This window comes from Krasilnikovia sp. MM14-A1004 (assembly GCF_047159485.1).
Classification (GTDB): domain Bacteria; phylum Actinomycetota; class Actinomycetes; order Mycobacteriales; family Micromonosporaceae; genus Actinoplanes.
Genome location: NZ_AP038773.1, coordinates 1,933,290 through 1,960,170, shown reverse-complemented (window position 1 = coordinate 1,960,170; position 26,881 = coordinate 1,933,290). Strand labels below are relative to the sequence as shown.

Here is a 26,881-nt window from a genome sequence, read left to right as displayed (position 1 = left end):
CCTCACCGATCCGGAATCTTGCTTTTGTCCTTATTGCCACGCAAGTGTCACGGCCCGAGTTCGCACGATGGGTAGGAGTCCCGACAAGGCCGTCACCCCACGCCACCGCCCTCGTTCGTGGGGGTGGACGCCCCCTCACCGGTCACCCGAACAGGGCGCTCACCGACTCGCCGTTGTGGATCCGGCGCATCGCCTCGGCCAGCGCCGGAGCGACCGACAGCACGGTCAGCTTGTCCGTGGCCTTGCCCGGCGCGATCGGCACCGTGTTGGTGCAGACGATCTCCTCGATCTCCTTCTCGGCCGACAGCCGGGCGATCGCGTCACCGGTGAACAGCCCGTGCGTGCAGGCCACCCGGACGCTGCGCACGTTGCGCTCCCGCAGCCGGTTCAGCAGCTCGAACACCGTGCTGCCCTTCGCGATCTCGTCGTCCAGGACGATGACGTCCCGGTCGGCCACCTCGCCGATCACGGAGCTGATCACGACCCGGTCGTCGGCGAACCGCTGCTTGGCGCCCGCGGCCACCTCGATGCCGAGCATCCGTGCGAACGCCGCCGCCTCCTTGGCATTGCCCAGGTCCGGCGAGACCACCACGGTGTCGCTCAGGTCGTACCCGCGGAAGTGGTGGGCCAGCTCGCGCAACGCGTGCAGGTGATCGACAGGGACGCTGAAGAAGCCGTGCACCTGCGGCGAGTGCAGGGTCATCGCGAGGATGCGGTCCGCGCCGGCGGTCTGCAACAGGTCCGCGACCAGGCGGCCGCCGATGGAGATGCGCGGGGCGTCCTTCTTGTCACTACGGGCGTACGCGTAGTGCGGCAGCACCACGGTGATCCGCCCGGCCGAGGCACCCCGGGCCGCGTCCAGCATGAACAGCAGCTCGACGAGATTCTCCTGGACCGGCGGCACGAGCGGCTGGATCAGGAAGACGTCCCGCTCCCGGCAGTTGCCCTGCAACTGCACCTCGATGCAGTCGTTGGCGAACCGGGAGACCTTGGCGGGTAGTAACGGCACCCCGAGCTGCTCGCAGATCTGAGCCGCCAGCTCGGGGTGGGCACTGCCGGAGAACACCGCGATGTCACGCACGCGCCCACCCTAGATCACCATTAGGCTGGCCCCGTGTCCGACGTGACGCGGGAGCGCCCGCGCATCCCCGGCTCCCGCTCGGCGACCGCGCCCGAGCGGCGGCTGCCGCGCGGACGGCACGATCTGACCCGGGAATTCGTCGCCCGTACCCAGCGTGACCGGCTGATCGACGCGATGGCGCGAACGGTGGCCGAACGCGGCTACGCCGCCGCGCCGCTGAGCGACGTGTGCGCCGCCGCCGGGGTGTCGACCCGCGCGTTCTACGAACATTTCGCGGACAAGGAGGCGTGTTTCCTGGCCGCCCTCGAACTGGGGGTCGAGCTGATGCAGACGACGGTGGGCGCGGCGTACGCCCGGCCCGCGCCGTGGCCCCGGCGCGTTCACCGGGGACTGGACACGATGCTGCGGACGCTGGCCGCCGAGCCGGCCTTCGCCGCGCTGGCGGTGGTCGAGGTCCTCGCCGCAGGCCCCCGGGCCCGCGCCCGCCGCCGGGCGATGCTGCACCCGTACCTGGAGTATTTCGCCGACGCGCCGCGCCGGGCGGGACGCCCGCCGGTGTCGCCCGGCGTGATCGAGGCGACGATCGCGGGCGTGTACGGGGTCATCTACGACCACGTCAGCACCGGCCGGGTCGGCGAGCTGCCGGATCGGCTGCCCGACCTGACGTACCTGGTGCTGGTGCCGTTCCTGGGCCCGGCGGCCGCCGCGCGGTCGGCCGCCGAGCCCGTCGTCGGGTGATCCCGGTCAGCGGACGGCCGGGGGCGGTTCAGCGGATACGGCCGCGACCGTGATCTGCTGGGCCGGGTCCGTGGTGTCGGTGACCGCGTAGCGCGCCTTCAGCGTCGCGCTGGTGGCGCCGGTCGGGCAGGCCAGGCCGCCGGTCACCCGGACTGGCAGGGCCACACCGGCCGAGAGGTCGAGAACCGGCGGGCTGGTGTCGGTGCCCGGGACCCAGGCACCGCTGATCGAGACCGGTCCGTCCGGTGCGACCGTGGCGGTGCACGATGCGAGCCCGGAGATCTGGGTGATCGATCCGCCCTGCGGGATGGTCATGGTCCCCACCGAGCCGGCCGGGTCGTACTGCAACGAGATCGTCCAGTCGCCGTTGGTCGAGTTGGAGGTCGTGCGGGCGGTGGTGAACGGGACGTTGGTGGGGCAGGCGCCGCCGTTGTTCGAGAAGGAGGCCGGTGCCAGCGTGTTCACGACCGGCCCGGCCGGGTTGCTGTTGGCCGGTTCGGCCGGCACGGTCCCGGAACTGCCGGACTGGTTGCAGGTGGAGGTCGTCGTGCCGACCGTGAACGTGACCGTGGTACCGGTCACGAGCGCGGCGCTGAAGGCGTGGCCGGCCGGAGTGACGGTGGTGCCGGCGGCGGCGAGGGCGGGCCCGGCGGTCACCGCCGTCAGGCCGGCGCCGGCCAGTATCGTCGCCGCGGCGAGAACCGCTCCGCGGCGCACAGTGGACGTGGGGGTACGGCCCATCTCGAACTCCTTCGTTCGGGGTATGGAGGCGGCGGGGATCAGAAGCACTCGTCCTTGCCCCAGTGCAGCCGCAGGGAGAGGTGGCGCAGGTTGAACTGGCCCGCGCTGGTGGCCCACGCGACCTGCTTGAGGTCGGTGATGGTGACCGTGTCGGCCTGCTGGCTGAACATGCCCTGACGCCGCTGGGCCTGCTCGGCCGGATCGTTGGTCGGCCCCTTGTCCAGAGTGGACGCGTCCCGGCCGATCTCGATGTTGCTGAAGTTCGCGTTGCCGTCCAGCTGGCTCATGTCCACGACCATGTCCCGGGCGGTGGCCGGGTCGCCGCCGGTGCCGGCGCGGATCTTCAGCGAGACGGAACCGAAGTCGCCGAGGTCGGTGACCACGGACTGGCAGAGGTTCTTCAGGGTCGCGGTGCGCATGGCGGACACCGCCACCGGTTCGGGCACCTGGTTGTCGCCGCCCGGCTCGACGCGCGCGTCGACCGTGCCGTACTGAACGAAGCCGGTGGCCACGAGCTCGTCAGCGCTCACCTTGAACTGCTGACCGGAGACCGTGAAGCCCGCCGCTATCGCCCCGTTGGCGACCACGGCCAGCGTGACCGCCGTGGCGGCGGCGCTGAGGCCGAAGATCGCCGCGAAGCGGCGCCAGCGGGTGTACCCCTCGACCAGCGCCGGATCCGTTGCCGTCATGCGGAATCTCACCTCTGTCAGTCGCGAATGGATCGGGAAAGTGAAGTGCGTCTCATAGCGCGGCACGCTAGACCGCCTTGCGAGCCATCGTCAAGCATCTATTTACTCGCCAGTAGAAACGGCCTGCGCTCGGTGCACTCGGTCATGCCGTGCTGACCGGGCATGCCCTCGCGGCCCTCGCTGCGCTCGGTGCACTCGGTCATGCCGTGCAGGCCGGGCATGCCCTCGCGGCCCTCGCTGCGCTCGGTGCACTCGGTCATGCCAGCCAGGTCCGCAGTGCCCACCACAAGCGGGTGGTCTCCAGCACGTCGGGCCGCTCCCCCGGCTCCCCGCCGAGCGCCGGGATGCCGGTGATCTCGTGCAGCCGGCGCAGCCGGTAGCGCACGGTGTTCGGGTGCACGTGCAGGGCCGTCGCGGTCTGATCCAGCCGCAGCCCGTGGTCCAGGTAGCCGAGCGCCGTCACGACCAGTTCCCGATGGAAGTCGTCGTCGGGCCGCAGCGCACCCAGCAGCGCGTCGCGCAGCAGACCGGCCAGCAACGGCTGCGCCGTCAGGGCGGTCTGCGCGGCCAGGTCGACGACGTCGTTCAGCCCGGCCAGGCCGTACCGGACGGCCGTGCGCAGGGTGGTCAGGCACAGGCCGTACACCGCGCGGATCTCGGCGAGGGGGCGGGCGGGCGCGGCCACCGCCGGCACCGTACGGCCGAGCACGACGGCCGGGGGCAGCCGGGGGGCCAGCGCGGCGAGCCGGCCGTCCACCGTCCCGACCACCGCGCCGAGTGCCGACAACGACTGCTCCACCGGGCTGATCCGGGTCACGTCGCCGAGTTCGGCGAGGACACAGTGGTACCGGCCGTCCGCCCGCAACCCGAAACGGGCCAGCTCGTGGGGCGGCACCCCGCCGTGCTCGCCGAGCAGCAGGCGGCGCAGCATCCGCGAGCGGGCCTCCCGGTGCCCCCGGCCCAGCCGCCGCTCCGCCGCCCGGTAACCCTCGATGACGTGCCGTTCCAGGGTGGCCGCGTACCGGTCCACGTCGAGGACGGCCTCCAGCAGCGCCTCGTCGGGGATGCCGGCCGCGCGCCCGTGGCTCACCACGATCTCCAGGGCCCGCGAGCGGCAGGCCTGCACACCGTAGAGCAGGGCACCGATCGGCACCCCCTGGGCGGCGCGTTCGGCGCCGAGCCGGGCCGCCTGGGTGAAGTCCCGGTCGCCCAGCTCGCCCAGCCGGTCCAGGGCGGTGACCGCGGTGGACAGCAGGGTCTGGATGTGGCGGCGGCTCTCCAGGTGCGGCAGCCGGGCCACCTCCGGCGAACGCGAGCGGGCCACCTCGACCATCTCGTCCAGGATCCGGCCGTCCGCGACGAGGTCGTCCAGCAGCGTACGGATCGCCGCGTCCCGCTGTCTCATCGCCATCGCGATCCCGCTTTCCGCAGGGGCGCCGTTGTGGCCCGCGCACAACGGCAGGTCCGGGCATTGGCGCCCGGAGCCTATGGACGGGCACCGATCCGTTGTTTCCTTCTCGTTACCGAAAGGTAACACCGGGTGCCGCCCAGCGGAACGTCGAAATCCGTGTCCATTCAGGAGCTGCCATGAATGCTCACCGCAGGCGTCCACGGCTCGCCGCCGCCGCGGCGGTCCTGGTCCTCACGGCGCTGCTACCGGGGCCGCTCCCCGCGTCCGCCGCCGCATCGTTGCGGGAGGTGATGTTCGTCGGCAACAACTGGGACGGCACCGTCGACGTGATCGCCTCGCACGGCACGTACGCGAAACTCGGTCGGATCAACGTCGTCCCGGACCGCGACCAGAGGCTCTGGGAGATCTACCTCAATCCCGTGAAGCTGGCCTTCTACCTGGGCATTCAGCAGGGACCCGGCGAGGGGCACGACCAGCTCGTCGACGACATGTACACCACGCCGGACGGCAGCGCGCTGGTGGTGTCGCGGCCCAGCTTCGCCGACGTCGCCTCGATCGACCTGGCCACCGGCGCGCTGCGCTGGCGGTTCCCGGTGTCGGGCTTCCGCTCCGACCACATGGCGGTGTCCCCGGACGGCACCCGGGTCGCGGTGTCGGCGTCGCTGACCAACACCGTGCACGTCCTGGACATCGTCACGGGTCGGCAGGTCGGGTCGTTCACCACCGGCGACAAGCCGCACGAGAACATCTACACCGGCGGCGGGGCGTACCTGTGGAACATGTCCATCGGCAACGTCGACACCGCGCTCGACGACCCGGCGATGGACTGGACGAAGGGCGACCGGCACATCACGGTCGTGGACGGCCGCACGTTCCGCCAGGTCAGGACGATCGACATGCGGCCACGCCTGGACGCCGCCGGGCGAAAGGACCTGTCCGACGCCGTCCGGCCCGCGGTCTTCACACCGGACGAGTCCACGCTGTACTTCCAGGTGTCGTTCTTCAACGGGGTCGTCGAGTACGACGTGGCCGGCGACCGGATCACCCGGGTCGCGGAGCTGCCCGAGAACCCCGCCACCAGCGAGGACCGCACCACCTGGGTCAACGACTCGCGCCACCACGGGCTGTCGATGAGTCCCGACGGCACCAAGCTGTGCGTCGCCGGGACCATGGACCAGTACGCCACGATCGTCGACCGGGCCACCCTGGCGCCCGGGCCGCTGGTCGGCGCGGACAAGCCGTACTGGGCGACGGTCAGCGGGGACGGGCGGGACTGCGTGATCTCCGAATCCGGCGCCGACCGGGTCAGCGCGATCAGCTTCGCGACCGGCCAGCGGGTGGCCAGCGTCGCGGTCGGCGACCACCCGCAACGGGTACGGATCGGCCACGTGGCCGCCGACTGGACCCCGCCCGCCGCACCGTGAAGCGGCCCGCCCCGGCCCACTCGGGACCGGCCGGGGCGGGCACCAGCCCGCTGGGCGGTCGCCGACCGGCCGGCACAGACCCGGCGCCGCGACGCCGACGCGGCAGCCGCGATGGGAAAGCCTCGGCGGGCGGGTGGGCGATCCCGCCCGCCGAGGCGGGGCATTCCGTCAGTGCGCGCCGTCGCCGTCAGTGCGCGCCGTCGCCGTCAGCGCGGGTCGTCGCCGTCAGCGCGGGTCGTCCCGTCGGCGGGCGGCATACCGTCGGTGCGCGGTGTCCCGTCAGTGCGCGACGTCGGAGGAGACGTCGCCGCGACGCCACCGCGCGATCCGCACGATCAAGCCGACCAGCAGCGGCAGCAGCACCCCGGTACACGCGACGGCCAGCAGCCCGGCGATACCGACCTGCACCGGATTGGAGCCGACCGTCGAATAGGCGATGCTGCGGAACGGCTCAAGGTCGTACACCCACATGGCTTTCAGCGCCACGACCGGGGTGGCCAGCACCAACAGGGCCCAGGCTCCACGCGGGTCGCGGCGCCGCCCGTACCAGAATGCGGCGATCAGGGCCGCGACCAGCAGGCCCACCGCGGCCCGGTGCAGCGCGGACGCCACCGGCCCCTGGCCGTCGCAGCATTCCAGGTACGGCATGAACTGGGCGCTGTGCGGACCGCCGGTGACCGCGATGCCCGCGAGTGTCGCCACCGCGGTCGCGACCGGCGCCAGCCGGAAGGGCCACGAGGGGTTCATCGGTTGCGCGATCGCCAGCGCACCGAGCGCCAGCAACGGCAGCAACACGAACGGCGGCAGCGACGCCGACGGTGGCCGGAGCACCGCCAGCATCGTCACCACGGCGAGCAGCCCGAAGGTTCCGGCGGCGGCGATGCGGGCCGGGCGGCCCGGCAGCACGGCGGCGGTGACCGCCGTGAGCAGCCAGCCGATGTAGACCAGCCCGGCGAGACTCGTGAACGGCCCGACGTGCCACACGCTGCGCGGGGTGGCCGTCTCGAACGACAGCAGGAAGTGGACAGAGATGGCGGCGGCCGTGGCCAGGGTCAGCACCGCCGCGATCGGCATGCCGTCCACGACCCCCGACAACCCGGCCGCGCGCAGCCGCTGCCGCACGCCACCCAGGAACAGGTCGGCGGCGTCGGAGACGCTGGGACGACGCCGGTCGCCCGCGGCTTCCAGGTAGGTGTCGATCAGCTCGCGTTCGCGCTGCATCCGGTACCGCCGCGGGTAGGCGAACAGCAGCCGCCGATACGCCTGAGCCAGGGTCGCGTCGCTGCTCACGCCCACACCTCCCGGACGAGTCCGCGTACGCCGAGCGGGTCGGTGGCGAAGGCGAAGGAGGTGCCCTTGCGGCCGCTCAGGCGGGCAATCGCGGTCTCGACGTGGCGGCGCATGCGTTCGGTCTCGGCGCGCAGCGCCTGCTCGCCGTCGGGGGTGAGGCGGTAGTACCGGCGGAGCCTGCCGTCGACCACCTCCTCCCGGTCGGAGGCGACGAGGCCGTCATCGGCCAGCCGGTCCAGGGCTCCGTAGAGGGTGCCGGGGCGGAGGCTGACCCGGCCCTCGGAGAGGCGGTCGACCTCGGCGATCAGGCCGTATCCGTGCAGCGGGGCGCCGGCCAGCGCGGTGAGGATCAGGAACGTCGGTTCACGCAACGGAGAAGTCACCCGAGCAATATAACGGCTACGAAGGTATATCGGTAGCGATGCAGTAGGTCGCGTCGTCAGCGCGACGAGGCGACCCCAGCACAGCTGGCCCGCCAACCACTCCCGGCGGCATAGGGCCGAGTCCGCGGACGTCGAGCCGGATGGCCGCCCCGGCCGGGCGAGGCCGCAATGGCGGCAGTCCCAGCGGGGCAGGGACGGGAGGTGCAGCACCCGATCCGTCACCTTTTCGAACTCCACACCTGGACGCCCTCCCCATGGGTTGGACACCGCAGCGTCGCGCCGCACGCCGGACACCACTGCTGCTTGACCTTGAAGGCAAGTAGGCCGACCACGAAACCGACGGCGAGTGCGGCCACCACGGCGATCACGAGACCCATCCCGTTCCTCCGAATGCAGGCGTATTCGTTCGGACCGAACACTATGGACGACGGCGAAGAACTCCAAGATGTTTGCTTGAGTTTGCTCGCGTGCATTACGTTGACACACCAACGAAACGCGACGGATCCTGAGATATCAGTGAGCAAATCCAAGCAACTTCTCACCGAAGGGATCACAGATGCACCTGATGCTCCTCGGCAAGGAGACGCAGGGCGGCGGCTCCCCGACGCTGTACGCCACCGATCGCGGCACCTACCTGGTTCAGGGCTGGAGGGTGCTCGGCGAACCGTCCAACATCGTGGAGATACCGGAGTCGCTGCTGAGGCACCTGCCGGCTGGTGCCGCGCTCGAGACGACGTTGCACGCAACGGGTCGGCGTTGGCGTGGCGACAGTGGCGAATGCGCCACCTACACGCTTGCCGGAGTCGCAGTGACCGACCCTACGATCGAGGCGGAATTGAGCGTTCCCGATCACGAGGCCTGCGTCGAAGTCGCGCAGCGACGAGGGGACGGCTAGATGCGCCTACTGCAGGGTCCGGAGTTCGAGAACCTCTTCCGGACGTTCGATCACACGGCATTCCACCTGGAGGTCGACGACACGTACGACACTCCCGAGGAATCGGAGCCCTTCCGGAAGTTCCTGGCCGGGGAACCGGACGACTTCGCGTGGCATCAGAACTGGCTGGACCTGATACGGGACGCAATCAGATCAGGTAGATCGGTGGAGCGGGTCCGCGTCGTCTCCGTGCCTCACGTCGACTACACGCGGTGGGGTCTGACCGTCGCACCGCTCAACATCGCGGCCGGGGAGGACATCCGTTGGCTGCCACGCAATCGTCTGGATGGATTGGACATCACCGCGGACGACTTCTGGCTCTTCGATCGTGACCGTGTCGTCTTCACGGTGTTCAGAACGGACGGCGCATTCTCCGGCGGAGCGGAGACCCTCGACCCCGAAATCGTGAAGCGATGTGTCCGCGTGCGGGATGATCTTTGGTCCCGCGCGATTCCCCACGCCGACTATCTGGCCCGTTAACCGGCATCTCGTTGGTCACCAACAGTGTTCACCAGGCCCGCGAGACGTTGGGCAAGCGCCTTCGCGACATACGCCGGGACGCTGGGCTGACCGGCCGAGGACTCTCGGACTTGGCCGGTTGGCACAGCTCCAAGGTGTCGAAGATCGAATATGGCAAGCAAACCCCGTCTGAAGCCGACGTCAGAATCTGGTGCGCGTTGTGCCGCGCCGAGGACCAGGCCGACGACTTGACCGTAACCGCCCGCGACATCGAATCGATGTATGTGGAATGGCGGCGTCGGCTGCGCACCGGCACGAAGGCACGCCAGGAGAAGTCACTCGCCCTGGAAGCCGAGACTGAGATCATGCGGTGGTATGAGCCCGCATTGATTCCCGGACTCCTACACACGGCCGAGTACGCCTCCGCCGTCCTGCGTCGGGTGACCACGTTCTACGAGACGCCGGACGACGTGGAGGCGGGCGTGTCGGCACGCATGCAGCGGCAGCAGGTCCTCTACCAGCCGGGCCACCATTTCCATTTCGTCCTTGCACAACAGGCGTTGCGGACCAGCGTCGGGAACCGGGACGTGATGGTCGGGCAACTGGATCGCCTGCTCTCGGTCATGTCGATGAGCCGCATCAGGCTGGGAGTCGTACCGTCCAGCGCGCCGTACTTGGCGCCCTCCAATCAGTTCATCATCTTCGACGAGCGTCTCGTCCACATCGAGGCGGTATCCGCCGAGATCTCGGTGACTCAGCCGAGAGAAATCGCCCTCTACCTGCGAGCGTTCGCCACCCTGGCGGAGTCAGCGGTCTACGGCCCGGCGGCACGCGACCTCATCAAGGCAGAGCTGGAGGCCTTGATCCTTCGGGATATCGCGAGTAACCCGTAGCGAACCGGAGCCGGTTGACGGAGTCGGCTCCTACTCCGCTGCCCAGGCCATGAGGACGATTCACGGTCACGGCCAGGCAACTGCCCCCGCCGATGAAGGGTCCATCGGCGGGGGCAGCTGATCGATCAGCGAATCAGGACTGGTTGACCGCGACCGTGTTGGGCAGAGCGACGTACGGGAACACCGTGCGGAACGGGTGGTCGTTCGCGTCCACCGCGTCACCCAGGGTGTCCACCGCGGCCGGGTGACCCGACAGCAGCACACCCTCGGCCGCCCGTACAGTGACGTCCACGATGTCGTCCGCGAGCCGGCGGCCGTTCGGGAAGCCGGCGAGGTCGCCGCCGATCACGCCGAGCCGGTTCGGGCTGGCCGACGGTGCGATCCCCAGGTTGAGGCGCAGCTGCTCGCTCGGGGTGAACTTCTTGACGTCCTTGTTGAGCAATTGCGAGTTGAGGTCCGCCTGCACCGGGCCGCAGGCCTTGCACACGCCGGTCAGGAAGACCTCGACGAGGTCCTTGCGCGGCTCGGCCGGTGCCGGGATGTGGTAGATCGCGTTGATCAGCTTCGGGACCTCGGGGTTGGTCACGTACTTGAGGAACTTGCCGTCCTTGTCCGGGGTCGTCGCGTTGAACTCGTTCTTGCGGCCGACCGGGATGACCACCTCGTTGACCAGCGGCATGCCGAGGCGCGACACCTGCTGGTACTTGCCGTGGGTGGTGCCGGTCTTCATGTCGTAGCTGGCGCGCGACGTCGTCGTCCAGATGCCGACCACCGGGTTGCGCGTGGGGTTGCCCTTGAGCGCCAGGTCGGTCTTGGGCACCTGCAGGGCGATCGAGTTGACGTTGTAGCCCTTGAGGGTGTCCTGCCCGACCTCGGACAGGTTGCCGCCGTAGAGCAGGTCGAAGACCCGCAGGTCGAGGAAGAACGGGTCGTCGGCCTGGCCGACGAACGACTTGCCGCCGCCACCGTACGAGTACGAGGTGATGGCCGCGTTGGACAGTGCCGCGTAGTTGGGCATGGACGCGGGGCCGACGAACGACGGCGCGACCGGGGCGTGGGACAGCAGCGTCTGCTTGCCCGACTTGGTTATGCGTTCCAGCTTGTAGTACTGGCGGAGGTTGAGGTCCGGGTCGGTCAGGGAGGTGACCGGGCCGGTGTTGTAGAGGAACGTGTTGGTGTTCTGGTACGTGGTGGTGAACGTCCAGCGGTAGATGATGTCCGGCTTGGCGTCGCCGTTGTTGTCGATGTTGATGTCATGCGCGGTGTACTCCGCGAACGGGTAGAAGTTCGGTCCGCCGTTGGGCTCCTCGAACGGCTGCCAGTTCGCCACCATCGTGACGGTGTTCGGAGCGTCGGGGCTGACGAACGCGTACAGGTCGGTGTTGTCGAGCGCGGGCATACCCGCGATCAAGGGTGCCTCGCGGTGCGACGAGGCGATGCTCTGGACTGGAGCGAGCGCTGCGACGCACGCCGCCGACACGCCGATGGCGGCCGCGGCCATGAGGCCGCGACGGCCCGTGGGCACGAGTTTCATCGTTCTCCTGGATTTTTGTGGATAGGACGGACGGCGCGTACGCCGCCGCCTAATGAGTTGATAGTTACTCTATAGGCGCTTTGCCCGATTTAAGGGTGATTTAGCCCAAATGTGCATGAAACGTCGTGTGTGTTCGGGTAACGGCCCGGCGGAAAGGACGCTGCGTCATGCGCGGACGACGATGGACGGCGCGCTGGGTACTGGTCGGCCTCCTGGCCGTAGCGACGCTGATCGCGGCGGGAGTCCTGCTCGGACCCACCCGCACCGGCGAACCGGGGCGGCCCGCCGCCGCGGCGCCGGTGCCCGCGACCCACGACCTCGACGCGTACGTCGCGCGGACCACCGCCCACCTGAACCAGGTGCCCGGTGACTGGCAGAGCTGGGCGCAACTCGGCATGGCCCACGTGCAGCTCGCCCGGCTGAGCTACGACCCCGCGCACTACCCGGCCGCCGCGGCCGCGCTGCGCCGCTCACTACGGGTACGGCCCACGGGCAACGCCGCGGCGCTCACCGGCCTCGGCGCGCTGGCCGCCGCCCAGCACGACTTCCGCGGCGCGCTGCGCTACGCCCGCGGCGCCGTCGCCGCCGACCACTACTCCGCCGACGCGTACGGCGTGCTCACCGACGCGTACGTGGAACTCGGCCGCTATCCCGAGGCCACCGCCGCGGTGCAGCGGATGCTCGACCTGCGCCCGGACACCGGCTCGTTCGCCCGCGCGTCGTACCTGTTCGAACTGCACGGCGACACCGGCCGCGCGACCCGGCTCATGCGGCAGGCCCTGGACGTCGCGACCAGCCCCGGCGACACCACCTTCGCGCTGCTGCACCTCGGGGAGCTCGCCTTCAACGCCGGTGACCTGGACACCGCCGCGGCCCGCTTCGCCGAGGGGCTCGCCCGTACCCCGGGACAACCGGCCCTGCTGGCCGACCGGGCCAAGGTCGCCGCCGCCCGGGGCGACCTGGCGAGTGCGCGCACCGACCTGCGGGCCGCGACGGCCGTGCTGCCCACCGTGGACCATCTCGTCACCGAGTCGGACGTGCTGAACGCCGCCGGTGACCCGGTGGCGGCCGCCCGAACGGACGACCTCGTGCGTGTCGGGGCCCGGCTGCCCGGAGTGACCCCGGCCAGCACCGACATCGACCTGGTGCTCTTCTACGCCGACCACGGCGCGGCGGCCGAGGCGGTCGCCAGGGGCCGGGCGCTGCTGGCGGCGCGGCCCAGCGTCAGCGTGGAGACCGCGTACGCGTGGGCACTGCACGCCGCGGGCCGCGACCGCGAGGCCCTCACCCACGCCGACCGGGGCCTGCGCCTGGGCACGCGCGACGCGAGGGCCCACTACTACCGGGGCATGATCCGCCTCGCCCTGCACGACCGCGACGGTGCCCGCGCCGACCTGCGGCAGGCGCTGGCGATCAACCCGTACTTCTCGCTGCGCTACGGTCCGGTGGCGCGGCAGGCCCTGGCCACCCTGGGAGGTCGCGCATGATCCGCCGGTTGCTCTGCCTCGCCGTGCTCGGCCTCGCCGGCGCGCTGCTGCTCCCGGCGCCGGCCCAGGCGCACCCGCTCGGAAACTTCACCACCAATCAGTACGCCGGGCTGCGGGTGAACGCCGCCGGGGTCGATGTGGACTACGTGCTGGACCTCGCCGAGCTGCCCGCATACCAGGCGCAGCACGAGGACATCGACGCCGATTCCGACGGCACCGACTCCCCCGCCGAACGCGACGGGTACGCCGAACGCACCTGCGCCGCGGCGGCCGGGGCCGCGACCCTCACCGTCGACGGTCAGCCCCGGCCACTGCAGGGCCGCCCCGCCGGGCTGAGCTTCCCGCCCGGCGCGGGTGGCCTGACCACGTTGCGCCTGCAGTGCGTGCTGCACGCTCCCGCGCGGATCACCCGGCAGGCCACGATCGGCTACCGGGCCACGCTGTTCGCCGACCGGGTCGGGTGGCGCGAGATCACCGCGGTCGGTGACCGATACACGCTGGTCGCCTCGGACGTGCCGACGGACAGCGGGAGCGCCCGGCTGACGGCGTACCCGGCCGGGGCGCCCACCGCGGACGTACGGGCCGCCACGCTGACGGTGCGGCCCGGCGGCCCGGCCGCACCGCCCGCCCCGTTCACCGCCACGGGCCAGCCGGGTGCGCAGGCGCGCGGCGTCGACCGGCTCACCTCGTGGTTCACCGACCTGATCGGACGGCCGCAGCTCACCGTCGGGGTGGGCATTCTCGGCTTCCTCATCGCGGTGGTCCTCGGGGGCGCCCACGCCGTCGCGCCGGGGCACGGCAAGACGATCATGGCGGCGTACCTGGTCGGCGCGCGGGGACGGGTGGTTCACGCGCTGACGGTCGCGGTGTCCGTGGCCGCCACCCACACCATCGGGGTGCTCACGCTCGGCATCGTGCTGGCCACCTCCCTCCAGCTCGCCCCCGACGCCATGTACGAATGGCTGCGCCTGGTCAGCGGGGTCGTGGTCGCCCTGGTCGGCGCCCAGATGCTGATTCGCGCCCGCCGCCGCTGGGCCACCGTCCACATCCCCGGCCACCGCCATCACGACCACGACGACCACACCCACGCGCACGACCACGACCACGACCACGACCACGACCACGACCACGACCACGACCACGACCACGACCACGACCACGACCACGACGATCATGGGCACTCCGATCAGGGCCGCCACGGCAGCGGCGATCATGTGCACGGCCATGAGCACGGCGAGGGTGGTGGCCACGACCACCATCACGAGGGTGAGCTGGTGACGGCGGGACGCGTTTCCTCGCACCGCCGCGCCGGTGCGGCGCAGGGGCACGCCGCCGAGCACCACCATCCACACGCGAGCGATACCGTCCGGCCGCTGGCGCACACCCACGGTGGGCGTACGCACACCCACTACGTGCCTGCGCCGGACGAGCCGCTGCGCGTACGCACGCTGTTGGTCATGGGTTTCGCCGGGGGTCTGTCCCCCAGCCCGTCGGCGGTCGTCGTGCTGCTCGGCGCCGCCGCCCTGGGCCGCGCGTGGTACGGGGTCCTGGTCGTGCTGGCCTACGGCGTCGGCCTGGCCGCGACCCTCACCGGCATCGGGTTCGCGCTGGCCCGGTGGGGTGAGCGGCTGCAGCGAGCACGTTCGCGCCGGTGGAACCGGCTGTTGCTGCACCGGATGCCCGCGACCGCCGCCACGATCATCCTGGTGGTCGGCGTCGGTATGGCCGTCGCCGCGGTGATCGGCCTGATCGCGAGCTGATCCCTCCGGCGACGGCCGCCGGGATCATCCCCACCTCGGCCGGGGGCGATCCTCGCGGCGTCCGGGTATGAACAACGCCACTATCTTGCCCCACCGGAAAACTTGCCAGCCCGGCAAGATTCGCCGATGGTGGAGGCATGACCTCACCGGCCGGGCTGCGCGAACGCAAGAAGGCGGCGACCCGTGCGGCGCTCAGCCACGCGGCCTGGTCGCTGATGCTCGCCCGGGGACTCGACGCCGTGTCCCCGGAAGCGATCGCCGCGGCCGCGGACGTCTCCCCGCGTACGTTCCGCAACTACTTCTCCAGCCGGGAGGAGGCGATCCTCGGCGAACTCGTGCAGCGCCACCTCGCACTGCTCGACAAGCTGCGCGGGCGCCCCGCCGGCGAGTCCGTGTGGGACGGCCTGGAGCAGGTACTGCCCCAGGGGGTCACCGAGATCGTCGGTGACCGGGACAGCTTCGCCGTACTGGCCGAGGAGATGCGCCGCAACCCCGCCATGCTGGCGCAGAACCTCGTCGTGTTCCAGGACGCCGCCATCCGGATGGCCGCCATCTTCGCCGAGCGCACCGGCACCGGCCTCGACGCCGACCCCGGCCCGCGCCTGCTGGCCGCCGCCGTCTGCGCCGCGATCAGCACCTCCATCGACCTGTGGATCAGCGGCGCCACCGACCGGCCGCTGCCCGACCTGATCCGCGACTGCCTGGCGCAACTGCGCGCCGGCCTGCCCCTGGGCGCCGCCACCCCGGCCGCCTGACCTCAGAACCTTCGCGCCGTCCGCCCAATCCGGGGCGGGCGGACGGTACCCCTTGCTCTGCGAACAGGAGATCGTGATGGCTTCCCTGCTGTACCGGCTGGGCCGGTTCTCGTTCCGGCAGCGCTGGCTGATCACGCTGGCGTGGCTGGCCGTACTCGCCGCGACCCTCGTCGGGGCGGCCACGCTGGCGAAGCCGACGTCGGACGCGTTCAGCATCCCCGGCACCCCGGCGCAGAAGGCCATCGACGTGCTGCACGACCGGTTCCCGCAGGCCGGGGCCGGTGGCGCGACCGCACGGATCGTCTTCGCCGCCCCGGCCGGGCACACCCTGGCCGAGCCGGGCAGCAAGGCCGCCGTCGAGCACGCGGTCGCTGCCCTGAAGACGGCCCCGCAGGTGGCCTCGGTGACCGATCCCTTCCAGACCCGGGCGGTCAACCAGGCCGGCACCGTCGGGTACGCCCAGGCCACCTACACCGTGCAGGCCCCGGAACTGACCGACGCGGCGCGCGACGCCCTGACGAGCGCGGTCGACGGCGCCCGCGCCGCCGGGTTGACCGTCGAGACGGGTGGCGACGCGGTCCAGCACCAGCCGGGCGGCAGCGCCTCCGAGGTCATCGGTCTGGTGGTGGCCGCCATCGTCCTCGTGGTCACGTTCGGCTCGCTGGTGGCGGCCGGGCTGCCGCTGCTCACCGGCATCATCGGCATCGGCATCGGGGTCGGCGCCATCTCCGTGGCCACCCACTTCGCCGACCTGTCCGGCAACACCTCGACGCTCGCGATGATGCTCGGCCTCGCCGTCGCCATCGACTACGCACTGTTCATCGTCTCCCGCTACCGGCACGAACTCGCGGTCGGGCGCGACCCGCAGGAGGCCGTCGGCCGGGCGGTCGGGACCGCCGGTTCCGCGGTGGTCTTCGCGGGGCTCACGGTCGTGATCGCCCTCGCCGGGCTCGCCGTGGTCGGCATCCCGTTCCTCACCCAGATGGGGCTCGCCGCGGCGGGCACGGTGGCCATCTCCGTACTCATCGCATTGACCCTGCTGCCCGCACTGCTGGCCTTCGCCGGACGGCGGATCACCGCCGGGCACATCCCCGGCCTGAAGGAGCACGACCCCGAGGGTGACAGCGCCAAGCCGACGCTGGGCGTGCGGTGGGTGCGGGCGATCGTCCGGCGGCCGGTCGTCGCGCTGCTGGCCGCCGTGATCGGCCTGGGCATCGTCGCCATCCCCGCCGTACACCTGCGGCTGGGCATGCCCAGCGACGGTACGGCCGCGCCGGACAGCACCCAGCGCAAGGCGTACGACCTGCTGGCGGGCGGTTTCGGCGCGGGCTTCAACGCTCCGCTGATGGTCGTCGTGGACACCCCGGCCGGGTCCGTCAAGGCCGCCGCCGACCAGCTCGCCGGGCGGATCCGCGGGATGGACAACGTCGCCGTGGTCACCCCCGCGGTGCCCAACCCGGCCGGAAACACCGCCATCCTCACCGTGATCCCCACCGCCGGACCGGACGCGGCCGCCACCGAGGACCTCGTGCACGCCATCCGGCGCCTCGACAGCACGGTCGGCAGCACGTACGTCGGTGTCACCGGCACCACCGCTATCAACCTGGACATCTCGACGAAGCTCGCGGATGCGCTGCCGCCGTACCTGGCGCTCGTGATCGGTCTGGCGTTCGTGCTGCTCACGCTGGTGTTCCGGTCGCTGCTGGTGCCATTGAAGGCCACGCTCGGCTTCCTGCTCAGCGTCGCGGCCACCTTCGGCGCGGTCGTCGCGGTGTTCCAGTGGGGCTGGCTGTCCGACCTGCTGGGCGTCGACCACACCGGACCGATCATCAGCTTCCTGCCGATCTTCCTGATCGGGATCGTGTTCGGCCTCGCGATGGACTACCAGGTCTTCCTGGTCACCCGGATGCGCGAGGAGCACGTGCACGGCAGCGCGCCGAAGCAGGCCGTGGTCAACGGCTTCAGCCACGGGGCCCGGGTCGTCACGGCCGCCGCACTGATCATGATGAGCGTCTTCTTCGGCTTCATGCTCGGTGACGAGGCCATCATCAAGTCGATCGGCTTCGGGCTCGGCATCGCCGTCTTCTTCGACGCCATCGTGGTGCGGATGATCATCGTCCCGGCGGTCATGGCGCTGGTCGGGCGGGCCGCCTGGTGGCTGCCGCGCTGGCTCGACCGGGCGCTGCCCGATGTGGACGTCGAGGGCGAGAAGCTGCTGCAGCAGCTCGACCACACCGACGCGGAGCCCGTCGCGGTCGCCGAACCGGCACTGCGCTGAGAAGCACCTCGGGGGTCGCCACCACGGTGGCGACCCCCGAGTCGTGCTGAGGGCAGTGCGCGGTCACTGACCGTAGGCGGTCCACTGGCCGGGCGATGACGGCGATGCGTACGGCGCCTCGGGCACGGCGTGGCGGCCGCCGGCCTCGTCCTGGTACTGCGGCTGGTCTACCGCCGCGTACCCGGACTCCGGGTACGCGGCCGATGCGCTGTCCGGATAGGTCCCTTGCGCCGGTTGGGTGTACCCGTATTGCGCCGGCTCCGCGTGCGGGGCGGGCGCCGGCCCACCGGACTGCTCCGGGTACGGCGTGAACGCCGCGCCACTCGGGCCGGACTGCAGGTCCTGATACGCGGCGTGCTGGTCGCCGAACTGCGCCGGGGCGGTGTCGAACACGGCCGCCTCCTGCACCGCACCGGGCTGGGCGAACTCGGGCTGGGCGAATCCGGGCTGGGCGAATCCGGCCTGGTTGTCGAAACCGGGCTGAGCGGATCCGGCCTGGTTGAAACCAGCCTGAGCGAATCCGGCCTGCGCGTAGCCCGCCTGGTTGTCGAAACCGGGGTGGGCATAGGCGGGCTGGGCGAACTCGGACTGGGCGTAGCCGGCCTGGTTGTCGAAACCAGGTTGGGCGTGGGCGGCCTGGTCGTCGAAACCAGGTTGGGCGTAGGCGGGCTGCGCGAACCCAACCTGGCTGTCGAAACCGACCTGGCCGTAACCGTCCCGGTTCTCGATACCGAGCTGGGCGCTCCCGGGCTGGTTCTCGAAACCGGGCTGGCCGTAACCGGGCTGGCTCTCGAAACCGGCCTGGCCGTAACCGGGCTGGCTCTCGTAACCGGCCTGGGCGTAACCGGCCTGATGCTCGTAACCGGGCTGGGCGTAACCGGCCTCCGGCGCGCCGGTCTGCCCTGCGTACCCATGATCGGGCTGGCCGCCCGGCGCGAACGCCGCGCCGTACCCGGCGGCCTGCGCCGGCCCGGACGGCGCCGGGGCGTGCATCTGCGCGGCCTTGCGCGACCGCACGACGTGGACGACCGCGAAGACGGGCGCCAGGAACGCGTAGTAGAAGATCCTGAACTCCATCGGATCCGCGATGATCAGATACGCGGCGTATCCGAGGAACCCGAGGCTGAACAGCCCATCCACCAGACGCGCTCTGGCTGTCTGGCCGAACCCGCGGACGGCCAGTACCGACAGCACGAGGCCGCTGAAGATCAACAGGGCGATGTAGGCGTGAAACATGCCTTCCGACACGCGCAACTCCAGGTCCTGGGGTAGTGGGCGCTACCAGGCTGGGTCGGCATGAGTGCGGAACGGGTGCGATCCGGGTGCAGTCGGGGTGCACGGATTTCCGTCCGGCCTCTTGATCATAGTCGAGACGGTCGGTGCCCGCGAAACCCTCGCGTCCGATTCGGCACGGCACTCAATCTTGGGCACGCGCGCTGGAGTCCTGCGCTCCCCTGTCGCACATTGGTCGCCCTGGCCGTCCTCGCGCGGCCGTCGCCGAAACGCCGTCGAACACAGAGGAGGGTCCAGCATCGTCGACGCGGGATGCACCGTCGCCGCATCCACCCAGCCGACTCGAACACTCAACGGGGGAGAGTTCAGTTTGCCCATCTCCGGTGTGACCGGATTGTCCGACATCGCCGCCATTCTGCGTACGGTCCGTGCCGGGCTGAGGCCCGGGCCGGATCCGGAGATCCGCACCCACGAGGCGTCGAGCACCGCCGCGCCGAGGGGAGCCCGGCAGATCGTCATGCACACCCGCCGGCAGGAGGAACGACACCTGCTCCGGCAGCCGCCCGTCCGCCACTGAGATGACAGGCCGCCGTGCGGATCACGACCGGGTGTGCATCCGCACGGCGTCCGGCGGCAGCTCAGCCGCCGGGACGAACCCGGCCGGGTGGGCGTCTACGGGTCGACGCGGGGCTTGGTCGGGCAGCCGTTCTTCGCCTTCCACGCCTTGATCTCGGCGACCGGCGACTTGTTACCGCCCTTGCGCCACGAGTCGAGGTAGGGCCAGGGCCAGATCGTTCCGCGCTGGGTCCACCAGTCGCTGCCGCCGGCGCACGGCGGGGAGATGCCGAAATGCAGGTGGCACGCGCTGGCGTCGCCGGTGTCGCCGGTCCGGCCCAGCGTCTGCCCGGTGGTGACGTGCACCCCGACCCGGATCTCCGGCTCGATCGCGGACAGGTGCGAACCGTAGTAGCGCACCCCGTCGTCGCCGACGATCCCCACGGACAGCCCGCCGCGCGTCGCCCCGGCGTTGACCTTCGGATTCCAGGTGTCCTTGCGTACGACGTAGGCGATGGTGCCGCTGGACGCCGCGACCACCTTGTTGCCGCACGCGGTGATCACGTCGGTGGCCGGATAGTCGTGGTGGACGTGGGCGTACGAACTCTTGCCGACCACCGGGAAGGCGTGCGTCACCGCCACGGGCTTGGCCGATGTCGTCGGCGTGGCGCTGGCCGTGGTCGCCGCCGGAGCCGACGGGGCGGTCGAGTTGGTGGGCGCGGATGCCGGAGCCCCCGGCGCGGAGAACGTGGGCGTCGCGCTGGGCGTGACGAAGGTGGGTGCCCCGGCGTCGTCCGCCGACGGTCCGCCGCATCCGCCGAGCGCGACGACGCTCACCCCGATGAGTACGAGACTTCCGATCCTCGACCGCAACACGAACCCCTCCCCGCTGGTGGCGACGCCCAAGATAGCGCGCACCGGCACGGGCGGCTGCCCGAGCGGCCAGACGGCCCCCGAGTGGCACGCCGCGTGTTCGAACGGGTCCGGAGAGCGATCCGTCCCCGGCCCCCTGCCGGGCCGGGGACGGATCGGCGAGTGCGCCTACTCCGCCGACGCGCGTGTCACGCGGTCGGGGCGACCGGGCCGGTGGGCTTGGCGTGCAACGGGGTGACCTCGGCCCCGGGAGGCTCGGCCGCCGAGGGCGTGCGCAGACCCGTACGGATCGTGTCGAGCATCGCCACGCCCTGTGCCGCGAGCGAGGCCACCACCGAATTCAGGCCCTCGGCACCGTCCAGAACGGTGACGTTCGCACCCTGCAGGCCCTGCGCGGCGGCCCGCAACATCTCCGGCAGCTGCTGGATGATCTGCTGATCCAGAGCGATCCGGTCCTGCGCGGCGGCCGCCTCGGCGGAGAGTTTGGTGGCGTCGGCCTCGGCACGGGCCAGGGCGCGGATCCGTTCGGCCTCCGCCTCGGCGGGGCGCACCACCTCGGCGATCAGCTCGGCCTGGCGCAGCTCGGCGGCCTTCTGCGCGACCATCGCCCGCTCGGCGATGACGTCCTGCTGCGCGCGGGCCGCGGCCAGCGGGCCCGCCTGGGCGGCGGTCTGCTGGGCCTCGTCGATCTGGGCCTGGTACTGCGCCTGGGCGATCGCGGTCTGCCGGGCGTACTCGGCCTGGTGACGCATGCTCTCCTGCTGGGCCATCGCGCTCTGCCGGTCGGCCGCGGCCTGCGCGACCTTGGCCTCCTGGTTGACCCGGGCCTGGTGTGGCGCGGCGAGCGCCCGGATGTAGCCGACCCCCTTGTCGTCGATGCTGCTGATCTGCAGCGAGTCGACGGCCAGGCCGATCCGGGCCATCTCTGTCTTGCTGGCGTCGACGATCGCGTCGGCCAGGGTCTGCTGTTCCCGGATGATGGCCTCGACGGTCATGCTGCCGATGATGCTGCGCAGGTGACCGCTGAAGATCCGGCCCACCAGGGTCGGCATCTGCGTCTGGTCGCCCTGGAACCGGCGGGCCGCCGCCGCGATCGACTCGTGGTCGTCACCGACCTTGAACGCGATCACCGCATGCACCGCGAGGGTGATCCCCTGCTGCGTGTAGCAGTCCTCCATCACCTCCGCCTCCTGCATGGCGAGGGTGAGCCGGCTGGCCCGGGAGAAGACGGGCACGACGAAGACGCCGTGCCCCGTGACGATCTTGAACGGCAACGCGTCCGCACCCCGCTGCTTCCGACCACTGATCAGAAGCGCCTCGTTGGGGGCGGGCACCCGATAACCGAACACTTCTACAGCCCTTCTTCGACACCGCCCGGGCACTCGCCCAGCGGCACAGTGGGCCATGGCTCGACGTCGACCTGGCGCGCGCCACGGTTGTTGATGACGAGTACGTCGGTGCCGGCGGGCAGGGCCGTCGCGGCGTACGCGAGGTAATAGTGAGCGATGCCCGCCACCAGGATCCGTACCTCCCCGGGGCGGCCACCGCCGCGGATCTGGTTGACCACGGTGCCGATCCGGCCCACCAACGAATCACTCGCCACGCCTGGGATTGTGCACCCGTGCGGCGAGCCGCTGCAGCCCCGGATCGCCCGCCGTTCGGGGCCCTGGCGCGCCGGGGGCGGTAGTCTCCGGGCGTGACTGACTATGTCGGTATTGCGCCGGGCGTGCGCGAGCTGGCCGCGCTGACCATCTCCAAGGTGTCGGTGGGTCCCATGGACAACAACAGCTACCTGCTGCGCTGCCGCGCGACGGGCGCGCAGTTGCTGGTGGACGCGGCCAACGAACCCGAGACCCTGCTCGAGCTGTGCGGCGGGCGGCTCGACGCCGTGGTGACCACCCACCAGCACCACGACCACTGGGAGTACGGCCTCGCGGACGTGGTGGCCGCGACCGGGGCCCGCACGTACGCGGGGGCGCCGGATGTGGCGGGCATCGCCGTGCCCACGGACGTGCCGCTGCAGGACGGGGACGTCGTCCGCTGGGGTGAGCTCAGCGTCGAGGTGATCCGGCTGACCGGGCACACGCCGGGCTCGGTCGCCCTGCTGTACGACGACCCGGCGGGTCACCCGCACCTGTTCACGGGCGATTCCCTCTTCCCCGGGGGTCCCGGCCGGACGACGAACCCGGCGGAATTCGACTCACTCATGACGGATCTGGAGACCAGGGTCTTCGGCCGGCTCCCGGATGAGACCTGGTTCTACCCGGGTCACGGGCGGGACAGCACGCTCGGCAAGGAGCGGCCGGCGATCCCGGAGTGGCGGGCCCGCGGCTGGTAGCCGCGGGCCGGAGCCGTCAGTCGGTGCCGGATTCCATCGCGGCGCGGTCCAGCGCGTCGGGCTCGACGGTTTCGAGTTCCTCGCCGTCGCCGATCCGGGCGATGACCGCCGCGCCGCCGACGGGCAGCTCGCCGATGATGCCGGTGCCGGGCGGCAGCTGGCCGTGCGCGGCGTACTGCTCCAGCTTGCTGCGCGAGTCGGCGATGTCGAGGTTGCGCATGGTCAGCTGGCCGATCCGGTCGTCCGGGCTGAACGCCGGGTAGTGGCTGCGTTCCATCGAGAGCTTCTCCGGGTGGTAGCTGAACTGCGGACCGGTGGTGTCGACGATGGTGTAGTCCGCCCCCCGGCGCAGCCGGATGGTCACGTTGCCCGTGACGGGGAAGCCGATCCAGCGGTCCAGGCCTTCCCGGATCATCAGTGCCTGCGGGTCGAACCACCGGCCTTCGTAGAGCAGCCGGCCGAGCCGGCGCCCCTCGGTGTGGTACATCGCGACGCTGTCCTCGTTGTGGATCGCGTTCAGCAGCCGCTCGTACGCGATGTGCAGCAGCGCCATTCCGGGTGCCTCGTAGACGCCGCGGCTCTTGGCCTCGATGACGCGGTTCTCGATCTGGTCGGACATGCCCAGCCCGTGCCGGCCGCCGATGCCGTTGGCCTCGCGCACCAGCTCGACCGGCGAGGCGAACCCGCGGCCGTTGATCGTCACGGGGCGGCCCTGCGCGAACTCCACGGTCACGTCCTCGGCCGCGATGTCCACCGTGGGATCCCAGAACGCCACTCCCATGATCGGGGACACGATCTCCATGGAGGTGTCGAGGTGTTCGAGACGCTTGGCCTCGTGGGTGGCGCCCCAGATGTTCGCGTCCGTCGAGTACGCCTTCTCGGCCGAGTCACGGTAGGGCAGGTCGTGCCGCGTCAGCCAGGTCGACATCTCCTGCCGCCCGCCCAGCTCGGCGACGAACTCACTGTCCAACCAGGGCTTGTAGATGCGCAGGCTCGGGTTCGCCAGCAGGCCGTACCGGTAGAAGCGCTCGATGTCGTTGCCCTTGAAGGTGGATCCGTCGCCCCAGATCGAGATGCCGTCGTCCTGCATCGCCCGCACCAGGAGCGTGCCGACCACGGCCCGGCCCAGCGGCGTGGTGTTGAAGTAGGTCTGCGGGCCGGAGCGGATGTGGAAGGCACCGCACGCCAGTGCCGCCAGGCCCTCCTCGACCAGGGCCGCCCGGCAGTCGATCAGGCGGGCCTGCTCGGCGCCGTACACGAGGGCGCGGTCGGGCACGTCGGCCAGATCCGGCTCGTCGTATTGGCCGACGTCGGCGGTGTAGGCGAAAGGAATGGCACCCCGGTCGCGCATCCAGGCGACCGCGACGGAGGTGTCGAGCCCACCGGAGAACGCGATTCCGATCCGTTCACCGACCGGCAGTTTTCTGAGGACCTTCGACATGCGGGCAGTGTAGATGACGCCCATTCCGAGGGCACCGATTCGACTCCGAATGCGTCGGTCGCGGTCGCCGGAGCGACCGGCGGCGCCGAATCGCCCGGCGGGGCTGCCTGCGACAGCACAGCTCAGGCGGCTGCCGGGCAGGGGCGCGGCCGCGTCCGGCCGGTCGCGCACATTGAGGTACGCGAAATGCTATTGCCGAGTCGCCGCGCTGAAGGTCTCGTCTCGCCGGACCGGCGTGGAAAGGCCTCGTCCAGGTGGACGACACGAGGGTGGCCCACGATTCCCGAGCCTTTCGCGCGAAATCGGTGAACCGTGCGATCGGCCCCTCGACCTCCGCTGAGCAATCCCCCGCAACAAACCAGCCATGGCCGGGAACCCCGACGGTGTGGTCGGGGTGGCGTCTCTCACACGTATTGGCGCAGATCGGGTTCGACCAAGATCTTCAGTCCAGGTGTCGGCCGTCGATAGGGCGGATCGTGTTCGCGTAGCTACCCCCGGTAACCCGCCTGACGGCAGCGCTCCCTCCCGAGTGCTCGCGCTGCCGCCTCCCCGTACCCGAAAGGCTCTCGTGAAGATTCGCACTGGCCTCGGCGCCGGACTCGCCGCCGTCACCATCACCACCGCGATGGCCGTCAGCGCACCCGCGCTGGCTACGTCCCCGGACGGACCGTGGCACGTTCAGCTCGGCGCGGTCGGCTCCGGGCCCTCCGGGATGGCGGTGTCCGGCGACGGTACGACCGCGTACGTCCTGAACAGCGCCTTCGATGAGGACGGCGCCCACTTCGCTGTCGCTCCTGTCGATCTGGGGTTGGGCACCGGCGCCACTCCCCTGGCGCTGCCCGCCGTGTCCGCGGTCGGAATCGCCACCAGCGGCGACACCGCTGCGGTCGCCGGCCAGGACCTCGGCGGCAGCCCGGTGCTGTGGTCCGTCAGCGGTAGCCAGCTGTCATCCGTGCCCCTGACCGGTCCCGACGGCTCGGCGATCGCGGTCACCGGCCTGACCTCGACCGCCGACGGGTTCGTGGTCATCGGCTCTGTCGACAACTGCATCGAAACGTGGGAGTGGGCGCCGGGCGACAACGCCGCGACCGCCGGCAACCCGGTGTGCACCCAGGACACGAGGTACACCCCGTTGCGCGTGGCCGCGCAGCCGGGCACCGGCACGCTGTACTCGGTCATCGCCAGCTACGACCTGGAGGGCACGCCGACGTACCAGCTGTGGAACCTGTCCGCCGAGGCCACGCCGGTCGCGCTGCCCGCGGACCTCACCTCCGTGTCCGCGATGACCGTGGACGCCGATGGCGCCGTCTACCTCGCCGGCGCGGGCAGCGGGGACAACTCCAACGGCCGGATCGCCCGGATCGTCATGGGCGACCCGAGCGCGACGACCGACCGCGACACCGGCCTGTACGGAGGGGCGTCCCAGCTCAGCCTCGTGGGCAGCGAGCTCTGGGCCGCCACGTGGAACGGGGTCGCCGTCCTCGATCCGGCCGGCACGACGTCCTACACGATGGACTCGCCGGCACCGGTCCTCGGCGCCGACCTCGGCGCGCCCCAGTACTTCGCCGCCACGGCGGACGCGGCCTACTTCGCCGTGCTGGCCGACTCGACGTTCCGCGACGGTGACGGCAACACCGCGCCGGGCCTGATCAAGGTCGTCGCGCCGTCCGTGCCCGCGCCGACGGTCGCGATGGCGGGGACGAATGCGACCCTCACGTGGGACGACACCACGAACGGTGGCACCGCGGTCACCACCGCGACCGTCATCGCGAACGACCACACGGTGGACGCGATGCAGACCGTGACCGTGCCCGTGGACACCAACGAGACGTCGGCCGAGGTCGTGGTCAAGGGCCTCGTCCCGGGTCACCTCTACGTGTTCGCCGTGACGCAGTCCAACGGCTTCTTCACCAGCGACTTCGGCGCCGCGTCCGGCACGGTTCCGTTCCCGGCCACCGCCAAGCCGTCGAAGGTCGCCGTGTCCGGCACGCCGATGGTCGGCAAGACCCTCACGGTCCGGAACACCGGCTCGTGGACGACGGGCGCCAAGCTGACCTACGCCTGGTACGCCGGTTCGAGGAAGGTCGGCACGGCCGCCTCGTACGTGCCGACGGTCGCCGACGCCGGCACCCGGATCAAGGTCGTCGTCACCGGCGTCGCCACCGGTCATCTGGCCTCGACGGTCACGTCCGCGACCGTCGGGCCGGTCACCAAGCCGGTCTACCAGGTCACCCACAAGCCGACCATCACCGGTAAGCCGAAGGTCGGTTCGACCCTGACCGCACACATCTCCGGCCTTCCGAAGGGTGCCACGGTCAAGTACCAGTGGGGCGTGTCCTACGGCCAGTACGGCGACGCGGTCGGCGGCCCGACCAGCAAGGCGACCCTGAAGCTCACCAAGAAGCTGCGCGGTGGGCGGATCTCGGTCTTCGCGATCGTGACAGTGCCCGGATACGAGGACGGCACGGCGGGCAGCGCCCCGACCGGCAAGGTCAAGTAATCCGGCCGGCTCCCGCGTCCGCCAGGTCGTGCGGAGCCGCACGAAACACCGGCCGAGCCCGTCCTCCCCGCGCAGGGGAGGGCG

At 71.0% G+C, this 26,881-nt stretch carries 25 protein-coding genes; 12 read left to right on the top strand and 13 right to left on the bottom strand.

Annotation, left to right across the window (positions count from 1 at the left end):
* Positions 1–142: 142 nt before the first annotated feature.
* Complete coding sequence (locus ACMCNN_RS08960; protein WP_412745713.1) at positions 143–1,081, bottom strand: ribose-phosphate diphosphokinase; 939 nt, start codon at positions 1,079–1,081, stop codon at positions 143–145.
* A 33-nt stretch (positions 1,082–1,114) separates the two neighbouring features.
* Between ACMCNN_RS08960 and ACMCNN_RS08955 the strand changes: the two genes are divergently transcribed.
* A complete protein-coding gene (locus ACMCNN_RS08955; protein ID WP_412745712.1) occupies positions 1,115–1,819 on the top strand; it encodes a TetR/AcrR family transcriptional regulator in 705 nt (234 codons plus the stop codon).
* Positions 1,820–1,825: 6 nt separating this feature from the next.
* Here the strand turns inward: ACMCNN_RS08955 and ACMCNN_RS08950 are convergent, their stop codons facing one another.
* The 4 genes from ACMCNN_RS08950 to ACMCNN_RS08935 form a co-directional block, all read right to left on the bottom strand.
* Positions 1,826–2,560, bottom strand: a complete 735-nt coding sequence (locus ACMCNN_RS08950; RefSeq protein ID WP_412745711.1) for a hypothetical protein — start codon at positions 2,558–2,560, stop codon at positions 1,826–1,828.
* Positions 2,561–2,598: 38 nt separating this feature from the next.
* Positions 2,599–3,249, bottom strand: coding sequence for a DUF6230 family protein (locus tag ACMCNN_RS08945; protein ID WP_412745710.1), 651 nt, complete (start codon positions 3,247–3,249; stop codon positions 2,599–2,601).
* A 98-nt stretch (positions 3,250–3,347) separates the two neighbouring features.
* Entirely contained in the window at positions 3,348–3,509 is a 162-nt protein-coding gene (locus ACMCNN_RS08940; RefSeq protein WP_412745709.1) for a hypothetical protein, read from the bottom strand.
* Positions 3,506–4,654, bottom strand: coding sequence for a PucR family transcriptional regulator (locus ACMCNN_RS08935; protein ID WP_412745708.1), 1,149 nt, complete (start codon positions 4,652–4,654; stop codon positions 3,506–3,508). The genes ACMCNN_RS08940 and ACMCNN_RS08935 overlap by 4 nt, the downstream gene beginning before the upstream one ends.
* Positions 4,655–4,836: 182 nt before the next feature.
* On the opposite strand from ACMCNN_RS08935, the gene ACMCNN_RS08930 reads away from it, so the two are divergent.
* The gene (locus ACMCNN_RS08930) at positions 4,837–6,084 is read left to right on the top strand and encodes a YncE family protein (protein WP_412745707.1); all 1,248 of its coding nucleotides are present in this window, start codon (positions 4,837–4,839) and stop codon (positions 6,082–6,084) included.
* Positions 6,085–6,363: 279 nt separating this feature from the next.
* Here the strand turns inward: ACMCNN_RS08930 and ACMCNN_RS08925 are convergent, their stop codons facing one another.
* Both ACMCNN_RS08925 and ACMCNN_RS08920 read right to left on the bottom strand, forming a co-directional pair.
* Positions 6,364–7,374, bottom strand: a complete 1,011-nt coding sequence (locus ACMCNN_RS08925) for a hypothetical protein (RefSeq protein WP_412745706.1) — start codon at positions 7,372–7,374, stop codon at positions 6,364–6,366.
* A complete protein-coding gene (locus ACMCNN_RS08920) occupies positions 7,371–7,757 on the bottom strand; it encodes a PadR family transcriptional regulator (RefSeq protein WP_412745705.1) in 387 nt (128 codons plus the stop codon). Before ACMCNN_RS08920 ends, ACMCNN_RS08925 begins: the two co-directional genes overlap by 4 nt.
* 556 nt (positions 7,758–8,313) lie before the next feature.
* Here ACMCNN_RS08920 and ACMCNN_RS08915 point away from each other — a divergent pair.
* The 3 genes from ACMCNN_RS08915 to ACMCNN_RS08905 are packed head-to-tail and all read left to right on the top strand — an operon-like array spanning position 8,314 to position 10,043.
* A complete protein-coding gene (locus ACMCNN_RS08915; RefSeq protein WP_412745704.1) occupies positions 8,314–8,652 on the top strand; it encodes a hypothetical protein in 339 nt (112 codons plus the stop codon).
* Positions 8,653–9,171: a DUF6879 family protein gene (locus ACMCNN_RS08910; RefSeq protein ID WP_412745703.1), complete on the top strand. Its 519-nt coding sequence runs from the start codon at positions 8,653–8,655 to the stop codon at positions 9,169–9,171.
* Entirely contained in the window at positions 9,129–10,043 is a 915-nt protein-coding gene (locus ACMCNN_RS08905) for a helix-turn-helix domain-containing protein (protein ID WP_412745702.1), read from the top strand. Before ACMCNN_RS08910 ends, ACMCNN_RS08905 begins: the two co-directional genes overlap by 43 nt.
* Before the next feature lie 133 nt (positions 10,044–10,176).
* Here the strand turns inward: ACMCNN_RS08905 and ACMCNN_RS08900 are convergent, their stop codons facing one another.
* On the bottom strand, positions 10,177–11,577 hold the full coding sequence (locus ACMCNN_RS08900) for a DUF4331 domain-containing protein (RefSeq protein ID WP_412745701.1): 1,401 nt from the start codon (positions 11,575–11,577) through the stop codon (positions 10,177–10,179).
* Between the two features lie 167 nt (positions 11,578–11,744).
* Here ACMCNN_RS08900 and ACMCNN_RS08895 point away from each other — a divergent pair, with 167 nt between their 5' ends.
* From ACMCNN_RS08895 to ACMCNN_RS08880, 4 genes are all read left to right on the top strand, one after another.
* Positions 11,745–13,064, top strand: a complete 1,320-nt coding sequence (locus ACMCNN_RS08895; protein WP_412745700.1) for a tetratricopeptide repeat protein — start codon at positions 11,745–11,747, stop codon at positions 13,062–13,064.
* Complete coding sequence (locus tag ACMCNN_RS08890; RefSeq protein ID WP_412745699.1) at positions 13,061–14,824, top strand: sulfite exporter TauE/SafE family protein; 1,764 nt, start codon at positions 13,061–13,063, stop codon at positions 14,822–14,824. Before ACMCNN_RS08895 ends, ACMCNN_RS08890 begins: the two co-directional genes overlap by 4 nt.
* A 137-nt stretch (positions 14,825–14,961) precedes the next feature.
* Positions 14,962–15,579 carry a TetR/AcrR family transcriptional regulator gene (locus tag ACMCNN_RS08885; RefSeq protein WP_412745698.1) on the top strand — a complete coding sequence of 206 codons (618 nt, stop codon included), beginning with the start codon at positions 14,962–14,964 and terminating at the stop codon, positions 15,577–15,579.
* A gap of 76 nt (positions 15,580–15,655) precedes the next feature.
* Entirely contained in the window at positions 15,656–17,857 is a 2,202-nt protein-coding gene (locus ACMCNN_RS08880) for an MMPL family transporter (RefSeq protein ID WP_412745697.1), read from the top strand.
* Positions 17,858–17,920: 63 nt separating this feature from the next.
* Here the strand turns inward: ACMCNN_RS08880 and ACMCNN_RS08875 are convergent, their stop codons facing one another.
* Positions 17,921–19,105, bottom strand: coding sequence for a hypothetical protein (locus ACMCNN_RS08875; RefSeq protein WP_412745696.1), 1,185 nt, complete (start codon positions 19,103–19,105; stop codon positions 17,921–17,923).
* A gap of 370 nt (positions 19,106–19,475) precedes the next feature.
* Here ACMCNN_RS08875 and ACMCNN_RS08870 point away from each other — a divergent pair, with 370 nt between their 5' ends.
* The gene (locus ACMCNN_RS08870) at positions 19,476–19,667 is read left to right on the top strand and encodes a hypothetical protein (protein WP_412745695.1); all 192 of its coding nucleotides are present in this window, start codon (positions 19,476–19,478) and stop codon (positions 19,665–19,667) included.
* Positions 19,668–19,762: 95 nt separating this feature from the next.
* On the opposite strand, the gene ACMCNN_RS08865 is transcribed toward ACMCNN_RS08870, so the two are convergent.
* The 3 genes from ACMCNN_RS08865 to ACMCNN_RS08855 form a co-directional block, all read right to left on the bottom strand.
* Positions 19,763–20,521 (bottom strand): M23 family metallopeptidase, encoded by a 759-nt coding sequence (locus ACMCNN_RS08865; protein WP_412745694.1) that lies wholly within the window; start codon positions 20,519–20,521, stop codon positions 19,763–19,765.
* Positions 20,522–20,706: 185 nt separating this feature from the next.
* Positions 20,707–21,852 carry an SPFH domain-containing protein gene (locus tag ACMCNN_RS08860; protein ID WP_412745693.1) on the bottom strand — a complete coding sequence of 382 codons (1,146 nt, stop codon included), beginning with the start codon at positions 21,850–21,852 and terminating at the stop codon, positions 20,707–20,709.
* A gap of 17 nt (positions 21,853–21,869) precedes the next feature.
* Positions 21,870–22,121, bottom strand: a complete 252-nt coding sequence (locus ACMCNN_RS08855) for a hypothetical protein (RefSeq protein ID WP_412745692.1) — start codon at positions 22,119–22,121, stop codon at positions 21,870–21,872.
* A gap of 93 nt (positions 22,122–22,214) precedes the next feature.
* Between ACMCNN_RS08855 and ACMCNN_RS08850 the strand changes: the two genes are divergently transcribed.
* On the top strand, positions 22,215–22,856 hold the full coding sequence (locus tag ACMCNN_RS08850) for an MBL fold metallo-hydrolase (protein ID WP_412745691.1): 642 nt from the start codon (positions 22,215–22,217) through the stop codon (positions 22,854–22,856).
* 16 nt (positions 22,857–22,872) lie between these two features.
* On the opposite strand, the gene argG is transcribed toward ACMCNN_RS08850, so the two are convergent.
* Entirely contained in the window at positions 22,873–24,297 is a 1,425-nt protein-coding gene (argG, locus tag ACMCNN_RS08845; RefSeq protein WP_412745690.1) for an argininosuccinate synthase, read from the bottom strand.
* A gap of 568 nt (positions 24,298–24,865) precedes the next feature.
* On the opposite strand from argG, the gene ACMCNN_RS08840 reads away from it, so the two are divergent.
* A complete protein-coding gene (locus ACMCNN_RS08840) occupies positions 24,866–26,797 on the top strand; it encodes a hypothetical protein (RefSeq protein ID WP_412745689.1) in 1,932 nt (643 codons plus the stop codon).
* Positions 26,798–26,881 lie beyond the last annotated feature (84 nt).